This is a genomic window from Catenulispora rubra, assembly GCF_015356825.1.
GTDB classification, from domain to species: domain Bacteria; phylum Actinomycetota; class Actinomycetes; order Streptomycetales; family Catenulisporaceae; genus Catenulispora; species Catenulispora rubra.
Genome location: NZ_JAACYW010000074.1, coordinates 22,824 through 42,974 on the forward strand (window position 1 = coordinate 22,824; position 20,151 = coordinate 42,974).

Annotated in this window: 11 protein-coding genes; 3 read left to right on the forward strand and 8 right to left on the reverse strand. The window is 72.4% G+C overall.

The annotated features are described in order from the left end of the window. Positions 1-43: 43 nt before the first annotated feature. On the reverse strand, positions 44-8,434 hold the full coding sequence (locus tag GWK61_RS21535) for a type I polyketide synthase (protein ID WP_194910773.1): 8,391 nt from the start codon (positions 8,432-8,434) through the stop codon (positions 44-46). 476 nt (positions 8,435-8,910) lie between these two features. Between GWK61_RS21535 and GWK61_RS21540 the strand changes: the two genes are divergently transcribed. Both GWK61_RS21540 and GWK61_RS21545 read left to right on the forward strand, forming a co-directional pair. Then, complete coding sequence (locus GWK61_RS21540; RefSeq protein WP_194910775.1) at positions 8,911-10,143, forward strand: pyridoxal-dependent decarboxylase, exosortase A system-associated; 1,233 nt, start codon at positions 8,911-8,913, stop codon at positions 10,141-10,143. A 46-nt stretch (positions 10,144-10,189) separates the two neighbouring features. After that, positions 10,190-12,286, forward strand: a complete 2,097-nt coding sequence (locus tag GWK61_RS21545) for an AfsR/SARP family transcriptional regulator (RefSeq protein ID WP_194910777.1) — start codon at positions 10,190-10,192, stop codon at positions 12,284-12,286. Between the two features lie 8 nt (positions 12,287-12,294). On the opposite strand, the gene GWK61_RS21550 is transcribed toward GWK61_RS21545, so the two are convergent. The 4 genes from GWK61_RS21550 to GWK61_RS21565 are packed head-to-tail and all read right to left on the reverse strand — an operon-like array spanning position 12,295 to position 15,754. Further along, a complete protein-coding gene (locus tag GWK61_RS21550) occupies positions 12,295-13,062 on the reverse strand; it encodes an ABC transporter permease (RefSeq protein ID WP_194910778.1) in 768 nt (255 codons plus the stop codon). Continuing rightward, a complete protein-coding gene (locus tag GWK61_RS21555; protein ID WP_194910779.1) occupies positions 13,052-13,885 on the reverse strand; it encodes an ABC transporter ATP-binding protein in 834 nt (277 codons plus the stop codon). Before GWK61_RS21555 ends, GWK61_RS21550 begins: the two co-directional genes overlap by 11 nt. A 2-nt stretch (positions 13,886-13,887) precedes the next feature. Continuing rightward, on the reverse strand, positions 13,888-15,483 hold the full coding sequence (locus tag GWK61_RS21560; RefSeq protein ID WP_194910780.1) for an acyl-CoA ligase (AMP-forming), exosortase A system-associated: 1,596 nt from the start codon (positions 15,481-15,483) through the stop codon (positions 13,888-13,890). Continuing rightward, positions 15,476-15,754, reverse strand: coding sequence for a phosphopantetheine-binding protein (locus tag GWK61_RS21565; protein WP_194910781.1), 279 nt, complete (start codon positions 15,752-15,754; stop codon positions 15,476-15,478). The genes GWK61_RS21560 and GWK61_RS21565 overlap by 8 nt, the downstream gene beginning before the upstream one ends. 224 nt (positions 15,755-15,978) lie before the next feature. Here GWK61_RS21565 and GWK61_RS21570 point away from each other — a divergent pair, with 224 nt between their 5' ends. Then, positions 15,979-17,106, forward strand: coding sequence for a helix-turn-helix domain-containing protein (locus tag GWK61_RS21570; RefSeq protein ID WP_194910782.1), 1,128 nt, complete (start codon positions 15,979-15,981; stop codon positions 17,104-17,106). A 144-nt stretch (positions 17,107-17,250) separates the two neighbouring features. Here the strand turns inward: GWK61_RS21570 and GWK61_RS21575 are convergent, their stop codons facing one another. Genes GWK61_RS21575 through GWK61_RS21585 form a run of 3 tightly spaced genes read right to left on the reverse strand, consistent with a single transcriptional unit; the run spans position 17,251 to position 19,348 of the window. Then, a complete protein-coding gene (locus tag GWK61_RS21575; RefSeq protein WP_194910783.1) occupies positions 17,251-18,087 on the reverse strand; it encodes a hypothetical protein in 837 nt (278 codons plus the stop codon). Next, a complete protein-coding gene (locus tag GWK61_RS59640; RefSeq protein ID WP_194910784.1) occupies positions 18,084-19,052 on the reverse strand; it encodes a 3-oxoacyl-[acyl-carrier-protein] synthase III C-terminal domain-containing protein in 969 nt (322 codons plus the stop codon). The genes GWK61_RS21575 and GWK61_RS59640 overlap by 4 nt, the downstream gene beginning before the upstream one ends. Before the next feature lie 32 nt (positions 19,053-19,084). Continuing rightward, positions 19,085-19,348: an acyl carrier protein gene (locus GWK61_RS21585; RefSeq protein ID WP_194910785.1), complete on the reverse strand. Its 264-nt coding sequence runs from the start codon at positions 19,346-19,348 to the stop codon at positions 19,085-19,087. Positions 19,349-20,151: the final 803 nt, after the last annotated feature.

The following is a 20,151-nucleotide window of genomic DNA, read 5'->3' on the forward strand; positions in this document are numbered from 1 at the left end:
TCACCCGCCATGGATGTTCACCCCTTCTGGACTGTCTGAGATGTCAGAGCTGTTCGATGAACTGGAAGATCTCTTCGTCCGACACGCCGTCGAAGCGGTCGGCGCCGCCGCCGGCGCGCTGCGGGCCGCCGAGCCGGGCCAGGGCGGCGTCCAGTACCGCGGCCACTCTGGCGCGCTGGTCCTGGCCGGCGTCCTCGGCGCCGAGCCGGTCCAGGGCCCGGTCCAGCGCGTCGCGCAGCAGGTCCTCGACGGCCGGTTCGACGTCCGGGTCGTCGGCCGCCAGCTCCTGTGCCAGGTACTCGGCGACCGCGGCGACAGTGGGGCGGTCGAACAACAGGGTCGCGGGCAGCCGGCGGCCGATCTCCTCGCCGAGGGCGCGGCGCAGTTCGACCGAGGAGAGAGAATCGAATCCGAGGTCGCTGAACGGACGCTCGACATCGACGGCCTGCGCGCTGTCGTGGGCGAGGGCGACGGCGACGTTCCGGCGCACGACGTCCAGCAGCACTTCCAGCGCTTCGGGGCGGCTCAGGCCCGTGAGCCGGTCGGCGGTGGTGGCCGGCGCGCCGGGATTTTCGGGATTGTCGGGCGAGGTGGCAGCGCGGCGCCGGGTCGGCAGCAGTGCACGGACGGCTACGGGGATCTCTGTGCCCTGATCGGCGGCACGCCGTAGCGCCTCGCGGTCCCACTTCGCCGCGACGACGCCGGTCGCGCTGGAAACCAGTGCGGCGTCGAACAGTTCGAGGCCTGCGGCGGCGTCGAGCGCGGCGAGTCCGGAGCGGGCGAAGCGTGCCTCGTCGGCTTTCGTCAGGCCCGCGGTCATCCCGACGGTCCACGGGCCCCAGGCGATCGCGATCGCCGGGAGGCCGAGCGAGCGCCGGTGCGCGGACAGCGCGTCGAGGACGGCGTTCGCCGCGCCGTAGTTCGCCTGTCCGGCGTTGCCGAGCACGCCGACGACCGAGGAAAAGAGCACGAAGGCACGCAACGGCAGGTCGGCGGTCAGCTCGTGCAGCAGCCATGCGGCGTCTGCCTTCGGGCGCAGGACGGTCACGCACCGGTCCGGGGTCAGCCCCGCGACGAGCGCGTCGTCGAGCACGCCGGCCGCGTGCACCACGCCGACCAGCGGCCGGTCGGCGGGCACGGAGTCGAGGAGGGCGATCAGGGCCGCGCGGTCGGCGACATCGCAGGCTTCGATCCTGACCCGCGCGCCGAGTTCTGTGAGTCGAGCAGCCAGGTCCCCCGCACCGGGTGCCGCGTCGCCGGTGCGGGAGACGAGAAGCAGATCCCTGACCCCGTGGTCGGTGACGAGCCGCTGCGCGACGAGGGCGCCGATGCCTCCGGTCGCTCCGGTGACCAGGACGGTGCCCTCGGAAAGATCTGTACTTTCGGAAAGCTCTGCCGGGGCTACCGTCGCGGAATGCCGTGCCAGGCGCGGAGTGAGCAGCTGTCCACCGTCCACGGCGAACTGGGATTGGGCGGCGTCGAGCCCGGCGGCGACGAGGCGCCAGGCCGCGCGGTCGCGGACCTGACCGCCGAGCAGGCCGGGGTCGGCGATGACGAAGCGTCCCGGGTACTCGGCTTGCACGCACCGCATCAGGCCCCAGACAGCTGCGCCGGCGGGGGTGGTCCGGTCGGCGAGGACCAGAAGCTGCGGTTCGGTGAAGCGCTCGTCGGCAGCCCATTGCTGGACGAGTTCGAGCATAGGTAGGAGTGCTTCGCGGACAGCGTCTGCCGCGCAGGGCACTATCACTACCGCGGGCAGCTCCCGGCGGGGCGCCGATGCCAGAGCCGACAGGTCGTCGAAGTGCTCGATATCGGCGCCGAATTCCTTCAGCGCGGCGGTGATCGCCGCGGATTCCGCGCCGTCGCCGAGCACGGCCCAGTGGCGTCCTTCGAGCTCTGCTTCGCTCAAGCGGGTCGGGGACCACGTGAAGTCGTACAGACCGGAGGCGGCGGACCCGCCGAGGGCACGATCAGCCGGGACGCGACGCAGCGCCAGGCTCTCGACACCACCGACGCGACGACCGGCGGAGTCGAAGAGATCCAGCGTGACCGCGCTGTCGGACCGCCCGGTCAGGCGCACCCGCAGGCTCTCGGCGCCGGTGACGGCGACGTCCAGACCCGACCAGGAGAACGGGAGCAGCAGACCGGCGTCAGGCGCGGCGCTCATCGCGTCAAGCACAAGGATGTGCAGGACGGCGTCGAACAGTGCGGGGTGCAGCGCGAACGCACCGGCGTGGGGCACGGCGCCTGCGGGCAATCGCACCTCCGCGCAGAACCCGTCCTCGGTGCGCCATGCGGCCTGCAGTCCTTGGAACAAGGGCCCGTATTCGTAGCCCGTGTCGGCCAGTCGCGGGTAGAGGTCTTCGAGATCGACCGGGACGGCGTCGGCGGGCGGCCAGGCCGCGAGCACCGCTTCCGCAGCAGGAGCACGGTCCCCGGTGCCCAGCTGTCCGCTGGCATTCGCGGTCCACTCGGCGCCGGGGTCGTCGCTGGGGCGGGAATGTACCGACAGGGAGCGCCGGTCGGAGGCATCGGCGGCACCGACCGTGACCTGGACGTCCATCGCCCCGGTTTCCCGCGGCGCCAGCGGGGTGTGCAGGGTCAGCTCCTCGATCCACTCGGCCCCTGCCGCGTCCGCGGCCTGTAGGGCGAGTTCGGCGAACCCGGTGGCGGGCAGGAGCACGACACCGCCGATGGTGTGCTCGGCGAGCCATGGCGACGCAGGGAGCGACAGCCGGCCGGACAGCAGGATCCGGTCGTCCTGGGCGACCGCCACGATCGAGTCGAACAGCGGGTGCCGCGGGGCCGTGGTCGATGCGTGATCGGTACTCTCGGTACCCTCGGTGCTCGCCAACCAGAAACGCTGCCGGTCGAACGCGTACGCCGGCGGCTCGACGTGCCGGTGCCGGTCCGCGGAACCCAGCAGCGCATGCCAGTCCACTGCGGCGCCTCGGACCCAGGCCTGCGCGGCCGCGGCGAGGAACTGGCGTCGGCCGCCGGAATCGCGGCGGAGCGAGCCGACGGCCGCGCCGTCCACTCCCGCCTCGGCCAGGATGTCCTCGACGTCGCCGCACAGGATCGGGTGCGGACTGACCTCGATGAACAGCGGCGACTCCAGGCCGGCGGAAGCGGCGCGGACCGCCTCGTCGAACCGGACCTGGCAGGCCAGGCTCTCGTACCAGTGGTCGGTGCCGAGCGTGGCCGGATCGACGCGGCCCCCGAGGTAGGAGGACAGGATCGGGATGTCGGCGCCGGACGGCGTGATCACCCCGAGCTTCCGGTACAGCTCGTCGCGGACCCGGGCGATGTGCGGGGTGTGCGCCGCGTAGGCGAGGGCGGCCCGGCGCAGCTGGATGCTCTCGCCCCAGCGCTGCGTGAACTCCTCGACCGCGTCCGGATCACCGCCGATCACCGTGCTGTTGGGGCCGTTGCGCAGGGCGATCCACAGCCGGTCGGCCCACGGCTGGAGCAATTCGTGGATCCGCGCGGCCGACGAGACCGCGGAGAGCATCGCGCCGGTGCCGTCGATCGAGCCGATGACCTGGCTGCGCGCCGCCACCAGCTTCGCGGCGTCGGCCAGGCTCAGCGCGCCGGCGAGGTGGGACGCGGCGATCTCGCCCATCGAATGCCCGACCACGGCTGCGGGCCGGATCCCGGCCGCCTGCCAGAGTGCGGCGAGCGCGATCGTGACCGCGAACAGCACCGGCTGGATGACGTCGGAGCCTTGCATCGCCGGGGCGTCTTCGGCCCCGTGCAGAACGTCGAGCACCGACCATCCGGTGTGCGGGGCCAGGGCCTCGTCGCAGCGACGCAGGTTCGCGGCGAAGACCTCGTCGGTGCGCGCGAGTTCGGCGGCCATGCCGTGCCACTGCGAGCCCTGGCCCGGGAAGACGAACACCGGCTCGGCGTGCGGGGACGCGATCGCGGTCCAGGCGGCCGGGTTCGGCCGTTCGGCGGCGAGGTCTTCGAGCGCGGCGCACAGCTGCGCGCGGTCTCCGGCGACGACCACCGCGCGGTGCGGGAACAGGGTACGGCGCGCCAGCGCGGGGCCGGTGGCTATCAGGGTGCTGTCGTCGGCGTCATCATCGTCGCCGGTGTCGTTGGCGAACGCCGCGAGCCGATCGGCGTACTTCCGCAGGGATGCGGCGCTGCGTGCCGAGAACATCCACACCAGTGGCCCGGCGACGGTCGGATCGCCGGCGGGCTCGGCCTCGGCGAGGGTCTGCGACGGTTCCCCGTCGACGGACTCGATGATCAGGTGCGCGTTGGTGCCGCTGATCCCGAAGCTGGACACGGCCGCGCGCCGGGGCCGGTCCTGGCGCGGCCAGGGACGGTCCTCGGCGAGCAGCCGGACGCCGCCGGCGTCCCAGTCCACTTCGTGTGTGGGCTCTTCGACGTACAGGGTGCGAGGCAGCAGCTCATGCCGCATCGCCATCACCATCTTGATGACGCCGGCGACGCCCGCGGCGGCCTGGGTGTGGCCGATGTTCGACTTCACCGATCCGAGCCACACCGGCGCCGCGTCGGAGTGCGCGCGGCCGTAGGTCGCCGCGATCGCGTGCGCCTCGACCGGGTCGCCGAGCGCGGTGCCGGTGCCGTGCGCCTCGACGACGTCGACCTCGTGCGCCGCGAGCCCGGCGTCGGCCAGCGCGCGCCGGATCACGTCCTGCTGGGCCCGGCCGTTGGGTGCGGTCAGGCCGTTGCTGGCGCCGTCGGAGTTGACGGCGCCGCCGCGGATGACGGCGAGCACCGGGTGGCCGGCCCGGCGGGCGTCGCCGAGCCGTTCCAGCAGCAGCATGCCGGCGCCTTCGGCGAACGCCGTGCCGTCGGCCGAGGCCGAGAACGCCTTGGCGCGGCCGTCGGGGGCCAGGCCGTTCTGCCGGCTGAACTCCACCAGGTGGCCCGGGTTCGCCATCAGCGTGACCCCGCCGGCCAGCGCCAGCGGGCACTCGCCGCGGCGCAGCGCCTGGACCGCGAGCATCACGGCCACCAGCGAGGAGGAGCAGGCCGTGTCGACGGTGAGCGCGGGGCCCTGGAACCCGAAGGTGTAGGCGATGCGGCCGGAGGCGACGCTGAGCGCGGTGCCGGTGAGCAGGTGGCCGTCGGCGACGCCGGTGGGCCGGTGCAGCCGGGGGCCGTACTCGGCGGCCATCGCGCCGACGAACACGCCGACCGGCGAGCCCTCGAGCCCGGTCGGGTCCAGGCCGGCGCGCTCCAGCGCCTCCCACGCGGTCTCCAGGAGCAGGCGCTGCTGCGGATCCATGGCCAGCGCCTCGCGCGGGCTCAGGCCGAAGAACGCGGCGTCGAAGCGGTCGGCGCCGTGCAGGAAGCCGCCGAAGCCGGTGGCGCAGGTGCCCGGACGGTCCGGGCCGGAGCCGAGCAGCGCGTCGAGGTCCCAGCCGCGGTCGGCCGGCAGCGCGGTGATCGCGTCGGTGCCGCCGGACACCAGGCGCCACAGGTCGGCGGCCGATTCGACGCCGCCGGGATAGCGGCAGCCGATCGCGACGACGGCGATCGCGTCGGAGTCCGCCGGTGCCGGGAGGTCGTGGACCGGCGGGGCGATCGATGCGCGCGATGTGCTCGATGTGCTGGACGCGCTCAGCAGGCTCGACACGCTGGATGCACTCGACGCGCCCGGCTCGGCGCGGCCGGCCGTTTCAGCCTGTCTGGTGTGCAGATGGTCGGCGAGCCGCTTCGGGGTCGGGAAGTCGTAGACCGCTGAGGTGGTCAGCCTCAGGCCGGTGAGCGAACGCAGCCGCTGGCACAGTTCGACGGTGCCCGCCGAGTCGAATCCGAGGTCTTTGAAGCTGCGGGTCTGGTCGATCGCGCGGCGGTCGGCGTGCCCGAGGACGAGCGCCGCGCTGTCGGCCACCAGCTCGCGGACCTCGGTGCGGCTGCGGACGGCGGCGGGGGCGGCGGCCGGCTGGACCGGCCGCGAAACACCCGCGAGCCAGTGGCGCTCGCGGTGGAAGGCGTAGGTGGGCAGGTCGACGAGCCGGGCTCCGGGGACCGCGCAGTCTTCGTCCCAGACGATGTCGGCCCCGGCGACGAAGGCCTCGGCGCGGGCAAGGCGTAGCCGATCAGGCCCGTCTTGCTCGTGGCGCAGGGTACTGACCACGGCGACGCCGTCCGCTTCCGCGGCCTCCTCGACGGCCGCGACCAGCACGGGATGCGGGCTGGACTCGATGAACAGTCCGGCACCGAGGGCGATGGCCCGGCGCACGGCTTCGCCGAAGCGAACCGGCTGGCGCAGGTTTCCGACCCAGTAATCGGCATCCAGCTCGGCGGTGTCGATCGGCTCGCCGGTCACGGAGGAGACGAAGGTAGTCGGCACGCTTTTCGGCCGGATCGACGCGAGGGCCGCGAGCAGTTTCTCCTCCGGTGCCAGGGAGCGCTGCGCGATGACGAGAGCGGCGTCCTCCAGCCTGAGCGCACCGATCGCGGTCGCCGCCGCGATCTCGCCCTCGGAGTGCCCGATCACGATGTCCGGCCGCACGCCCCAGGAGCGCCAGAGCTCTGCGAGCGCCACCGTGACCGCCCACAGCGCGGGCTGCGCCACCTCGACCCGGGACAGGTCCGGGGCGCCCGGACGCTCGCGCAGCACGTCCGGCAGCGCATAGCCGAGATGCGGTTCGAGCGCCTGGGCACACTCGTCGAGGCGGCGTTCGAACACCGGGCAGGAGCCGTCGAGCAGGCCGCGGGCCATGCCGGGCCACTGCGAGCCCTGGCCGGGGAAGACGAGGGCGACCCCGCCCGGGGCCGCGCGTCCCGTGACCACTGCGGGATCAGGCCGGTTCTCTGCCAGCGCATTGAGGCCTGCCTTCAGCGCGCTGCGCTCGGTGCCGAGGAGTACGGCCCGGTGTTCGAAGCGGGTCCGGGTACGGATCAGGGAGAGTGCCACGTCGGCGGTTTCGGCGTCGGTGTCAGTGTCAGTGTTCGAACTGGGATCCAGGCGGTCGGAGAGGCTGCGCGCCTGGCCCCGCAGGGCATCGGCGGAGCGCGCGGAGAGCACCACAGCGCCAGGGCGGGTCGCCGCGGGGACCGGCTCGGCCACCGCCGCGAACGCCTCGGCAGGCGCTTCGGCGAGGACCAGGTGGCAGTTGGTGCCGCCCATGCCGAAGGAGCTGACCCCGGCGACCAGCCGCCGGTCCGGGCGCGGCCAGGCCCGCGGTTCGCGCACGACGTCGAGCCTCAGCTCGGCCAGCGGGATCCGCGGCGAGGCGGTGGTGAAGTTGAGGCTGGGGGCGAGTTCCCGGTGCGCGAGGCTGAGCACGACCTTGAGCAGCCCGGCGATGCCGGCGGCGCCTTCGAGGTGGCCGATGTTCGTCTTCACCGAGCCGACGAGCAGCGGGTCGGCGCCATCGCGTCCCTCGGTACTGTCACATCCCTCAGCGCTATCAGAACCCTCAGCAGTGTCGCGTCCCTCGGCCAGGGCGCCGCCGAGCGCGGCCGCCTCGACCGGGTCGCCGACCGCCGTCCCGGTGCCGTGCAGTTCCACGTACTGCACCTCGGCCGCGCCGACCCCGGCCCGCCGCCAAGCGCTGCGGATGACCTCGCGCTGCGCGTTCGCGTCCGGGACGGTCAGGCCCGCGCCGCCGCCGTCGTTGTTGACCGCGCCGCCGAGGATGACGCAGTGCACTGTGTCGCCGTCGGCCAGCGCGTCGGGCAGCGGCTTGAGCACCAGGAGCGCGCCGCCCTCGCCGCGGACGTAGCCGTTCGCGCGCCCGTCGAAGGTGTGGCAGCGGCCGTCGGGCGAGAGCGCGCCGAAGCGGCTGATCGCCTCGGTGGTCTCCGGCAGGAGGTTGAGGTTGACGCCGCCGGCCAGGGCGATCCGCGAGTCGCCGCGGCGCAGGTCCTCGCAGGCGCTCTGCACGGCCACCAGCGACGAGGACTGGCCGGTGTCGACGGTGATGCTGCGGCCGCGCAGGCCGAGCACGTAGGAGACGCGGTTGGCGATGATGCCGCGCTGCACGCCGGCCAGCGTGTGCGAGCTCAGCGCGGCGGCGCCGAGCCGGTCGGCCAGGGCGGCGTAGTCGGCCGCGATGGCGCCCACGAACACGCCGGTGTCGCTGCCGCGCAGCCGGTCCGGCGCGATCCGGGCATGCTCGCAGGCCTCCCAGGCCAGCTCCAGCATCAGCCGCTGCTGCGGATCCATCGCTGCCGCCTCGTGCGGGGAGACGCCGAAGAAGCCGGCGTCGAACCGGTCGACCTGGTCCAGGAACCCGCCGCGCCGGTACCCGGCCGCGGTGCCCTCCGGCCAGCGCCCGGCGGGCACCTCGCCGACGGCGTCCACGCCGTCGCGCAGCAGCGTCCAGAACCCTTCGGGGTCCGACGCGCGAGGCAGCCGGCAGGCCATGCCAATCACCGCTATCTGCGCCGCGGACGCCGATTCGCGCACCGGCGTGCCGCTTCGCCCGCTCTTCCGGGAAGACATAGAACACCCACCGTCGCAGTTCGTTCTTCGAAACCGGTCGGAGAAGTGGGCCGACGGGCCCAAAAAAATCCTGTTGAACATTCGATCCACCGTCAAGGCAGACAAAGCCGCAGGCCGATGGCACATTACGGCTGGCAGGAAGCTGCCAGTGGCAATACTCTGAGGCGGGTTTGCCGGGCGTTTTCCGCCGACGTCGAAAATGCGATACACATTCCGGCGCAGCCATTTTCGGCAGAATGCGCCAACCGGGGCGTGCACTTAGCCGCGCGGGACAGGTTGCACCCGGCGACTTGTCCGCGCCGGACGAGGCGCGATCGGCGGGCGGAGGCTAGCCTTCCTGCTGTCCGAATCAGCGTTCTTCGATATGCGTTGACAAGCCACCACAGCCGACGTCGTCCAGGTCCGTCGAGCTTAACCCCAGTCCCACCGAGTAGTTCGGTTTCCAACAAATCCGCTTCCCGACACAAGGGCCTCCCATGACGAATGCGATCCCGGACAGGACAGTGCCGTTCGAGCGCGACGACGGCGTCCTCCTCGTGGGCGGAATCCCGGCGGACCGGCTGGCCGAGCGCGTCGGGACGACACCGTTCTTCGCCTATGACCGGACCCTGATCAGCGAGCGGGTGTCGGCGGTCCGCGCCGCGCTGCCCGAGGGCATCCGGCTGAGTTACGCCGTCAAGGCCAATCCCATGCCCGCGGTGCTCCAGCACCTGAGCCGGCTGGTCGACGGCTTCGACGTGGCCTCCGCCGGGGAGTTGCGCGAGGCGCTGAACAGCACGATGCCCGCGGAGCACGTGACCTTCGCCGGCCCCGGCAAGACCACGCCGGAACTGCGGCAGGCGGTCGCCGCCGGGGTGACGGTCGAGGTGGAGTCCGAGAACGAACTCGCCCGGGTGCGCGAGGTCGGCGACCTGCTCGGCGTCCGGGCCCGGGTCGCCCTCCGGGTCAACCCGGACTTCGCGGTGCGCGGCGCGGGCATGCACATGGGCGGCGGTCCGCAGCAGTTCGGCATCGACGCCGAGCGGATACCGGCGGTGCTCGCGGCGGTGGCCGACGCCGAGCTCGGCTTCGAGGGCTTCCACGTCTTCGCGGGGTCGCAGAACCTGGATGCCGAGAGCATCTGCGAGGCCCAGCGCCGAACGGTCGAGCTGATCGTCAAGCTCGCCGCCGCGGCGCCGGGACCCGTGCGCTACCTGAATCTGGGCGGCGGGTTCGGCATCCCGTACGCGGCGCGCGACCGGCCGCTCGACCTCACCCCGATCGGCGCGAACCTCGCCACGTTGATGGACACCGCGATCCGGTCCGAGCTGCCCTCGGCGCGCGTCGTCATCGAGCTCGGCCGGTACCTCGTCGGCGAGGCGGGGGTGTATCTGACCCGCGTGGTGGACCGCAAGGAATCGCGCGGCCGGACCTACCTGGTCGTCGACGGCGGCCTGCACCACCAGCTCGCGGCCTCGGGCAACTTCGGCCAGAAGATCCGGCGCAACTATCCGGTCGAGCTGGCCGCGCGGACCGGCGACGCCTCGAACGAGACGGTCGACGTCGTCGGGTGCCTGTGCACGCCGCTGGACCTGCTCGGCGACCGCGTGAGCCTGCCGGCGGCGCGGATCGGCGACCTGGTCGCGATCTTCTGCGCCGGCGCGTACGGGCTGACGGCCAGTCCGACCGCGTTCCTCGGCCATCCGGCACCGGCCGAGGTCCTGGTCTGACGAACGGAACGACGCGATGCCCGCCAGTCCCCAAGCGGAGGTCAGAATGCAGACCACACTCCAAGCGGCGACCGGCACTCCGGCTATCGCGACCGTCCCGTCCGTCCCGTCCGTCCCGTCCGTGCCGTCCGTGCCGTCCGTGCCGTCCCCGCCGTCCCCGCAGTCGTCGGCCGACAGGCCGGTGCAGTCGCCCACACAGTTCCCTGCGCAGTTCCCCGCGCAGTTCCCGACACAGCCACCGCGCTTCAGCGTCCTGGGACCGCTGCAGGTGCGCGGCGACCGGCCGGTCCCGATCACGGCCCGCCGCCAGCAGATCGTGCTCGGCCTGCTGCTGCTGAACGGCAACCGGACCGTGCCGGTGGAGACCCTGGTCGACGCGCTCTGGGACTGCGCTCCCCCGACGACCGCCCGCGCCCAGGTGCAGACCTGCGTCTCGGCGCTGCGCCGCGCGCTGCTCGGGGTCGGCCTCGGCGACCGGATCCAGCTGCGGGGCGGCGGCTACGACATCGCCGTCGGCCCGGCGGAACTCGACCTGCTCGTCTACGAGCGCCTGATGGCCGTCGGCCGGACCGCGGCCGCCGCGAACCGTCCGGCGCAGGCCCGTGCCGCCTTCCGCGAGGCCCTGTCGCTGTGGCGCGGCGAACCGCTGGCCGGTGTCGACAGCGGCGCGATCCAGGCCCACAAGCTGCGGATCGGCGAGCGGCGGGTCGAGGCGATCGAGGAGTGCATCGACTCCGAGCTCCAGCTCGGCCGGCACCACGAGGTGGTCGGCGAGATCTCGACGATGGTCGCCGAACACCCCCTGCGCGAACGGCTCGTCAAACAGCTGATGACCGCGTTGCACCAGTGCGGCCGGCGGGCCGAGGCGCTGGCCGTGTACCGGAACGTGCGGCAGCGGTTCGTCGAGGAGCTGGGGCTCGAACCCGGCCACCTGGTGAGCCGGGCGCACCAGGAGATCCTGAGCGGCTCGCCGGCCGACGAGCAGGCGCCCCCGGCGCGGCACGGGCTCGGCGAACCCCGGCAGCCGGCGGCTGTGCCGACGCCGGTTCCTGAGCCGGTACCGGTGCCGGTGCCGATGCCAGTGCCGGCGCCGGTTCCGCTGTCGGTGTCGGTGTCGATTCCGGTGCCGCGCATGCTGCCGGCCCGCATCCCATACTTCACCGGCCACGACGAACTCCTCAAGATCCTGTGCTCCCGTCTGGTGGAAGACCAGGTTTCGGGCGCGGGACTGGTGACGGTGATCACCGGGCGCGGCGGAGTGGGCAAGTCGGCGGTCGCGAACGAGGCGGCGAACGAGGTGGCCGAGGAGTTCCCGGACGGCCAGCTCTACGCGCGGATGGCGGCCGGCGGGGACCGGACCGAGAACGTTTCCAAGGTCCTGAAGCAGTTCCTTTACGCGCTCGGGTTCGCGCCCGAGCAGATCCCGGCCGAGATGGACGACCGCGCCGCCGTCTACCGCAGCGCGATCGCCGGACGCCGGATGCTGGCCGTGGTCGACGACGTCGCCGACGAGGCGCTGCTGCGTCCGCTGGTGCCGGGCACGTCCAGCTGCCGGCTGCTGGTGACCACCCGGGCCCGGACCGCCCCGCTGCTCGGTTCGGCGGTCTTCGAGCTGGACGTGTTCAGCCCGGAGGAAGGCGTCGAGCTGCTGGCCGCGATGATCGGCCGGGAGCGGATCGACGCGGAGACCCCGGCGGCGGTCGAGCTGGTCGGGTACTGCGGCGGGCTGCAGTTGGCGGTGTGCAGCGCCGCCTCCCGGCTCGTCGCGCGCCCGCACTGGACCATCGGGGCCTTCGTGGCGCTGCTGCGGGACGACCGCGGCCGCCTCGACCAGCTCGACAGCCGGGGGTTCGACATCCGGGACGCCTTCCGGCGCAGCTGCCTCGGCCTGTCCCCGGTCGCGCGGCACCTGTTCGCCCAGCTCGGCCTGCTGAAGTCCAGCACCTTCAGCGCACAGGTGGCCGCGCAACTGCTCGCCCCGGACGCGGGTCTGGCGAGCGAGGCGCTGGAGAGCCTGGTCGACGCGCGGCTGGCGGACATCGTCATCAGGACCGGTACCGCCACGCACTATCGCATGGACGAACTGGTCCGCGTCTTCGCCCGCGAGTGCGTCTTCCGGAACGGGATGGGCGCTTCCGGCTGAGGACCCGGTCAAGCCAGCCGGCTGCGGCCCCAGCCGCGAGCCAGCCGGTAAGCGGCGACCGCTCCGGTCGCGAGCCCGATCAGGAGGCAGACCAGCGCGGCGCGCGCGGTCTCGCCCGTCTGCCCGTCGACCGCCGCCTGGATCACGCGCAGCCCCCAGTAGCCGGGCGAGAACGGCGCGATGTCCCGCGCCCAGCCGGGCATCAGACCGACCGGCAGCAGGGCCCCGCCGAGCGCGCTCACCGCGATGGACCCGACGTCCGAGGCCATCATGAGATCGCCGCGGCTGCGCACCAGCGTCGCCAGGGCGGAGCCCATCGCCATCAGCGCGAAGCCCCAGACCGCCACGGCCAGCACCAACAGCGCCACCGACTTGGGAGCGGGCATCCCGACCACGAGGCAGCCGTAGTAGATCAGCACGATCTGCTGGAGCATCAGCACCCCGTATACCGGCAGCGATTTGCCGACGAGCAGTTCGCCCCTCGTCGCCCGGCTCGCCCGCAGCCGGTCCCAGGTCCGCCATTCGCGCTCGATGAAGATGGAGTTGCCGACGATGGCCATGGCGAAGACCGAGAACATCACCATCTGGCCGGTGACCGCTTGGACGACGCCGCCGTTGCGCGTGTCCGAGTACGCCCTGGTGTACAGCGGTTTCAGCAGCACCATCAACACCATCGGCGTGACCAGATAGCTGATCAGCTGGCCCGGGTCGCGCAGCCGGAGGATCAGGTTGTGCTTGACCAGCGCACCCGTGCGATACGGGACGTCACCGAACATCGGACACCGCCAGGGATCGGTAGAGATCGTCGAGGTTCGCCGGCCGCAGCTCGATCGACTCGACCGGCCCGCGCACCGTGCCGAGCAGCTCCAGCAGCGTCGAGGTGACGTCGGTGGTGGTGACCTTCAGGTCGCCGTCCGCCGCGCCCACCAGGACCTCGCCGGGCAGCCCGTCGAGCAGCTCCGCGGCGCTGCCCCGGGCCACGATCCGGCCGTGGGAGGCGACCGCGATGGTGGCCTGGAGCTCGCTCAGCTCATGGAGATAATGGGTCGTATACACGACTGCGGCGCCCTCCCCCGCCCGCCGCTTCACCGCCTCGAGCAGGGCCTGGCGGGTCTCCGGGTCGGCGCCCGCGGTCGGCTCGTCGAGCAGCAGCAGCCCCGGGGAGTGGATCAGGGCGGTCGCCGCCTGCGCGCGCCGCTGCTGACCGCCGGAGAGCAGGCCCGCCGGCCGGTCCAGGAACCCGGTCATCCGCAGTTCGGCGGCGAGGTCGTCGATCCGGGCGCGCAGCGCGGGCGCGCGCAGTCCGGCGAGCCTGCCGTAGAAGCGCAGGTGCTCACGCACCGTGATGGATCGGTAGAGGGCGATGTGCTGGGGCGATATCCCGATCCGGTCGCGGGCCTTCGCCGGCGTGCGCCCGTCGATGCGGATCTCGCCGCCGTCCGGTTTGAGCAGCCCGGAGACCATCTCGACGAAGGTCGTCTTCCCGGCGCCGTTGTGGCCGACCAGGCCGACGATCTCCCCGGCCGCGGCCTCCAGGCTGAAGCCGTCCAGGGCCTGGACGTCGTCGTAGCGTTTAGTGAGGTCGGTTGCCTGCAGCACGGTCACTCCTCCTCCAGAATCCGGCGCAGCCCCACCCGGTCGAATTTGCCGTTCACCGACCTGGGCAGTTGTTCGAGCACTTCGACGTGCGTGGGCAGCATGTAGGCCGGGAGCTCCTTGGCCAGCGCCTTGGACAGCGCCTCGGACAGCGCGGCTGGATCAGCCATCGCGACGGCGAGCACGACGCGCTGGCCCAGCAGTTCGTCCGGCACTCCCAGCGCCACCGCCTCCCGCACCAGACCGGTGGCGTAGGCCGCCTCCTCGATCTCGGTCGGGCTGACCCGGTATCCGGAGGTCTTGATCATCTCGTCGTCGCGGCCGACGAAGTACAGGAAGCCTTCCTCGTCCCGGTACACCGTGTCGCCGGACCAGACCGCGATCTCCGGAGGGAACGCGCCATCCGCCCCCGGCACCGGACGAAAGCGGGCCGCGGTGCGCTCTGGGTCGCGCCAGTAGCCCTGGGCCACGAGCGCGCCGCGATGCACCAGTTCGCCGTGCTCCCCCGGGTCGCACAGCGTTCCGTCCGGCCGCACCACCAGCAGCTCGGCGTTCGGGATGGCCTTGCCGATCGAGTCCGGACGGCGGTGTGCCTCGGCGGGGTCGAGATAGCTGGACCGGAACGCCTCGGTGAGCCCGTACATCAGGTAGGGCGCGGCCTGCGGGAAGATCTCCCGCAGCCGGGCGAGGACCGCCTTCGGCATACGGCCGCCGGTGTTGGCGAAGTAGCGCAGGCGCGCGGTCGCCTCGCGCGGCCACTCCTGCGCGACGAGCTGGAGCCACAGCGGAGGCACGCAGGTGAGCGCGGTGACCTGGTGCCGCTCGCAGAGCCGGACGACGTCGGCAGCCACCAGATGGTTCGCCAGCACCACGTGGGCGCCGGCGATCAGCCCGGTGGTGAGCTGGCTGAACCCGGCGTCGAAACTGAACGGCAGCAGGGCCAGCACCACGTCGTCCGGCCGGTGCCCCAGGTAGCCGGCCACGCTCGCGGCGCCGGTGAGCATGTTGCGGTGCGAGAGCACCACGCCCTTCGGACTGCCGGTGCTGCCGGAGGTGTACATCAGGGCTGCGATGTCCTGGTCGATGACCGCGGCGCCGTCGGGAACGGGGCTCGGCTCGGCGGCCTCCACCTCACCCCAGAGCGACACCTGGACGCCTTGCGCCCCCGCCGGTCCCGGACCGTCGGCGCCGATCAGCACGGCGGAGCGCACGGAAACGTCCGGGGTCAGCGCCGCGCTGACGGTCTCCCACCGCCGGGCGGTGGTGATCACCATCCGGGGAGCGCAGTCCTTGACCACATGAGCCAACTGCGGCGTCCGCAGCAGCGGGTTGGCGGGCACCAGCACGGCGCCGGCCGCGGCGATCGCGAGCAGGGCGACCGCCGTCTCGATCCGCTTCTCCGCGTAGACCACCACCCGGTCGCCACGGCGTACGCCCCGGGCGTGCAGGCCGTTCGCGACCCGCGCCACCCGATCGGAGAGCTGCGCGTAGGTCAGCGTCTGGTCCCCGAACGTCAGCGCCGGCCGCCCGGGGTCGCCGCCGCCGAGCACGTGGTCCAGCCGGACCGGCGCGGACGGCCGACGGCCGGCCTGCTCAGACATCGGCGAAGCGGTCGGCTCCGACGAGCCGGCCGACGACGTCCCACAGCGAGCCGACCGTCCCGAAGGTCTCCTCGGTGATCAGCTCATCGGGCAGCTCCAGACCGAAGGTCTCCTCCAGATCGGTCAGCAGCTGGACTACGCCCATCGAGTTCAGGCCCAGCGCCGCGAGATCGTCCGTGGCGGCGAACTCGGCGCCGTCGGCATAGGGGAGGTGGGCCAGCAGGGTCTTGCGGAAGGCGACCGGGATGTTCGTGGTCAACGTGATCTCCATGGGCTCGGGCTTCGTCACCTGTCTGCGACGCAGTCCACCACGGCCCGCACTCGATCAGCCCTCGAACCGCTATCGACCGGATGAGAGGAGAAAGGCCGCCACGAGAGCGGAATGAGAGGACCACGGGTCGACCGTGGCCGGCTCGATAGCGGGTTGAGGGATCGCTCTGTCACGGTGACTCCGACCGAGGCATCTGAAGACATCTCACTCCTACCGGAGGCAGCGTGCCCACCACCATGCCGGCCTTGCCCGCTGAGGCCGCACCTGTCGCCATCGAGCCCGCTGAACCCGTCGAGCCCATCGAACTCGTCGGACTCGTCGGACTCGTCGGACTCGTCGAGCCCGTCGAACTCGCCCGGCTGGTCCTGGCGCACGACGACGGGCCCGAGGCCGACGTCTACCGCCACGCCGTCCAGCAGGGTGCGATCGAATCGCTCGAGGACGCCGCGACCCTGCTCGGCCTGCCGGTCACCGAGATGTTCGCCACGATCAACCGGCTGATCGAACTGCGCCTGCTGCGCACCGACGACACCGCGGGACACCGCTTGGTGCCGGTGGATCCGGGCGCGGCGGCCGCCGCGCTGGTCTCCCCCGTCGAACGCGCGATGTACGAGCGGCGGGAGCTGGCCGACCGGCTCCGCGACCGCATCGAGGCCATCGCCCGGCCGCCGGGCGGCGCGGCGCCGGTCGGCGCCATCGACGGCCTCGACGGGGCGGCGGAGATCCGCGGCCTGTTCAAGCTGGTCGGCGAAACCTGCCGCAAGGAGGTGCTGATCCAGCGGCCCAGCCATGAGGACGAGGACCTCCTGGACCACCTGCTCGAGCCCTGCTACCGGACGCTGGGCCTCGGCGTCGAGGTCCGGATGGTCAGCCCGCACCGCAGCCGGGCCGGATTCGCCTCCCGGGCCAAAGCCAAGCGGCTGATCGAGGACGGCGCGCAGATCCGCACAGTCAGCTATCTCCCACAGGCGGCCGTGGTCTTCGACCACTCCCTGGCCGTGATGCTCACCCTGCCCGGATCCGGCGAGCCGCCCACCGCCCGCCGGATCCGGGACGGCGAGGTCGTGCGGTACCTGGTCGATCTGTTCAACCAGCTGTGGGAGGGCGCCGCGCCGTTCGCCGTGGCCGAGCCCGGCTACGCCGACGTCACCGACAGCCTGCACCAGTCCATCGCCCGGCTGATGGCCGAAGGCCTGACCGACGACGTCGTGGCGCGGCGCCTGGGCATGTCGGTCCGCACCTGCCGGCGCCACATCGCGGCACTGCTGCGCGACCTGGACTCGGTCAGCCGGTTCCAGGCCGGCGTCCAGGCCGCCGGCCGGTTCGCGATCAGCGGGCCGACCACGGCCTGAGCGCTGCCTTCGCGGACGCCGGCGGTGTGGATCGAGCACACAGACCGCCGGCGTCCACGCAGCTGGTCACGACTCCCGGTCACAGCTCCTGGTCACAGCTCCTGGTCACGACTCCCGGTCACAGCTCCCGGTCACAGCTCCCGGTCACAGCTCCTGGTCACAGCTCGGGGCCGATCCCCCACCATCGCCGCCGAGCCGCACGGACTCGGTATCCGCCGCCTCCAGCAGCAACCAGCCCTCCCGCAGCGGGCCGCGCACGTGCACCAGCACCCATTCCCCGTCCCGCACCGCTCGTGCCGCCAGCGCCGCGTGCAACCCCAGCCAGCCGTCGCACGGGCCGCGGCCGGAGAACCGGTGCTCCGCCCGGCCGGGGCCGGCACCCGGAGAGCCCTCGCCGCAGCCCAGGACGCGCAGCGGACCGGAGCCCCGGCGCAGCCGCAGACCCACCGCCTTGAACCGGCCCGGCACACGGGCGTCGACGAACAGCGGCTCGTCGCAGACCACCACGGTCGCCCCGGTCTCCGGCGGGACGGCCCACTCCAGCAGTTCGAAGACGGTGGTCCCGCTCAGCTCTTCGAGAAAGGTGAGCCCCACGTCCTCGCCGGCCCAGCCCGACCCGTGCACCAGCTCGGCCAGCGCCGCCACCATCGTTTCGCGCAGCGGATCGGAGCGCACGAGGAACAGCGGCTGCGCCACCGCCGGAACGCCGAGGCCGGCCAGCGCCAGCGCGCTCACGCCGGGCCCGTGCCCGGTGCCGTCCCCGGTGCCGCCCCCGGTGCCATCCGCATCCTGCGGGGAGAGCACCAGGACGTGCTCGGGCGGGATGCCGTGCTCCAGCTCCAGCCGGGCCAGCACGACCAGGTCCGGCGGGACGGCGTCCAGCGGCAGGTAGTTCTCGAACGGAAGCGCCGCCGCGCTGATCGCCTCGACGCTCAGACCCGCCCTCGCGATCGCGGCGTACTGCGGCTCGCCGCCACTCACGAGTCCTCCAGAACTTCGACAATCAGTGATTGAATATACATACCCTGACCGACTGCCACCAGTGCGCACCGGTCGCCGGGACTGAGCCGTCCGATGCGGTCCGCGTGCTCCAGGGCCATCAGCGCGTCCGTCCCGAAGTTGTGCCCGCGCTCGGCGACCAGGTCCAGGCAGATCCGGTCCCAGGCGAACCCCGCGTCGTTGCTGAAGCCCCGCCACATCGTCCGGTTGGACAGGTGCGGCATCACCCAGTCGAGCTGCTCCAGGTCCAGACCCGCGGCACGCGCCGCGCCGCGAACGCAGTGCACGATCTGGATCCGCACGGCCTCGGCGAAGGCCGCGGATTCCGCCGACGACATCCGCAGGTTGCGGTGGAACCGAGCGTCCCGCACCTGCGCGCCGCCGAGGTACCGGTAGCGCGGACGCCCGGCACCCGGCCCCTGCACCACCACGGCGGCGACAGTGTCCCCGGCCACGGTGAGCCCGGGCACGACCCGCGCCCGCTCGTGCCGGCTGCCCTGATCCCCGCCGAGCACCAGCACCCGCTCCGCGGGATCGGCACCGGCCCGGCCCAGGAAGCGGCGGGCGAGTTCCACCGAGCGCAGCACCGAGGTGCAGTTGACGTGCGAGACCCCGGACAGGAAGGCGCCGGGCAGGCCGAGCCGCTCCCGCAACCGGTCCCGGAACGCACCGGACAGCTCGAACTCGCTGACCAGCAGCGTGTGTCCGTAGAGCACGAGCTGGGCCGCCCGCCCGTCAAGCGCGTCACGGCCGGCCTGCACAAGCAGGTCCTCCAGCCGCTCACCCTCAGCCAGCGTCGGACTGTCGCGCAACCCGTGCAGCTTGGCGAAGATCCGCCGCTCCCGCGGCCCACTACCGGTCCGCTCCAGGATCCCATCCACCGACTCGACACAGCCCGGCAGCCGCACCGTGACCCGGGACAGCCCGACGCCCGCAGCCGAACCCACGGCACCGGCACACGCCTGACCCGGCACGGCCGCTAGACCTTCGCGGTCTTGGCAAGCCCAGCCGCAACGTACGAGGCCAGACTCCCGACAGTCTTGAACACCTCGGGCCCCAACTCCTCAGGATCGATCTCCAACCCGACGGAGTCCTCCAGCACCATCAGCAACTCGATGACCCCCGTCGAGTCCAACGCCAGATCCTCGAACAACCGCGCATCCTCCCCCAGCTCAGGAACCTCCCGATTCAGCACCTCCGACAGGCTGCCGCGCAGCCGGACAAGAATCTCGGCACGGTCCATCACAACTCACTCCCCTCGACAGGCGAACAGGCCGATCTCGTGCAGTTCTGCGGGCCCGTCCTCATCTAGCCAGCACGCCCCACACACCGTCAATGACCAGGCCGTTGACAGCTTTCTGCCGCTCCTTCACCCCCTGCGGCGCCCCCCGCCTGAGCTGGCGCCCGACACCGCGCGCGAACACGGCCGCGCGGCGCTGCGAGCCTCCACGCAGGCGCTCGGGCGGGCGGCGGGCGGCGGGCGGCGGCGACACGGTAGCCGAGCCGGTGCCGCGCCGCGCTGCCAGTCTCGGTGACAGGCCTCTGGCTGGTTTTGGCGACCTCGGGTGGTGACGGGGCAGCCGGGCTGGTGGTGTGGTTCGGTGGATCCTTCTTACACGCAGCTTTAGCGTCCTGGACCCTGTCGCTGTCGGCGGGGCTTGGGGATCCCTCAGAGTCTCGAGTGCCCGCCGGAGGCACCTGTCTTTGATCTTCGGTGCCCACTAAACGCGGCAGGCGGCCGCCTGCATGACGTGTGCGCAGTGACTCGGACCTGTGCGCGGTCGTGGACACGAACACCGCCGGCGTCCCGCGCACGCGTACCGAACCGAACCGAACCGACTCCAGCTCCAGCTCCAGCTCCAGCTCCAGCTCCAGCTCCAGCTACCGAACCAACTCCAACTCCCCAACGCGCGCCACCCGCACATCCGCGACAGCTTCAGCGCGAATCAGCACCCAGCCTTCGCGAAACGGGGTGCGCACCTCGATCAGAATCCGCTCACCATCGGCGATCGCACCCGCGGCCAGCGCCTCGGCCAGGTCCAGCCA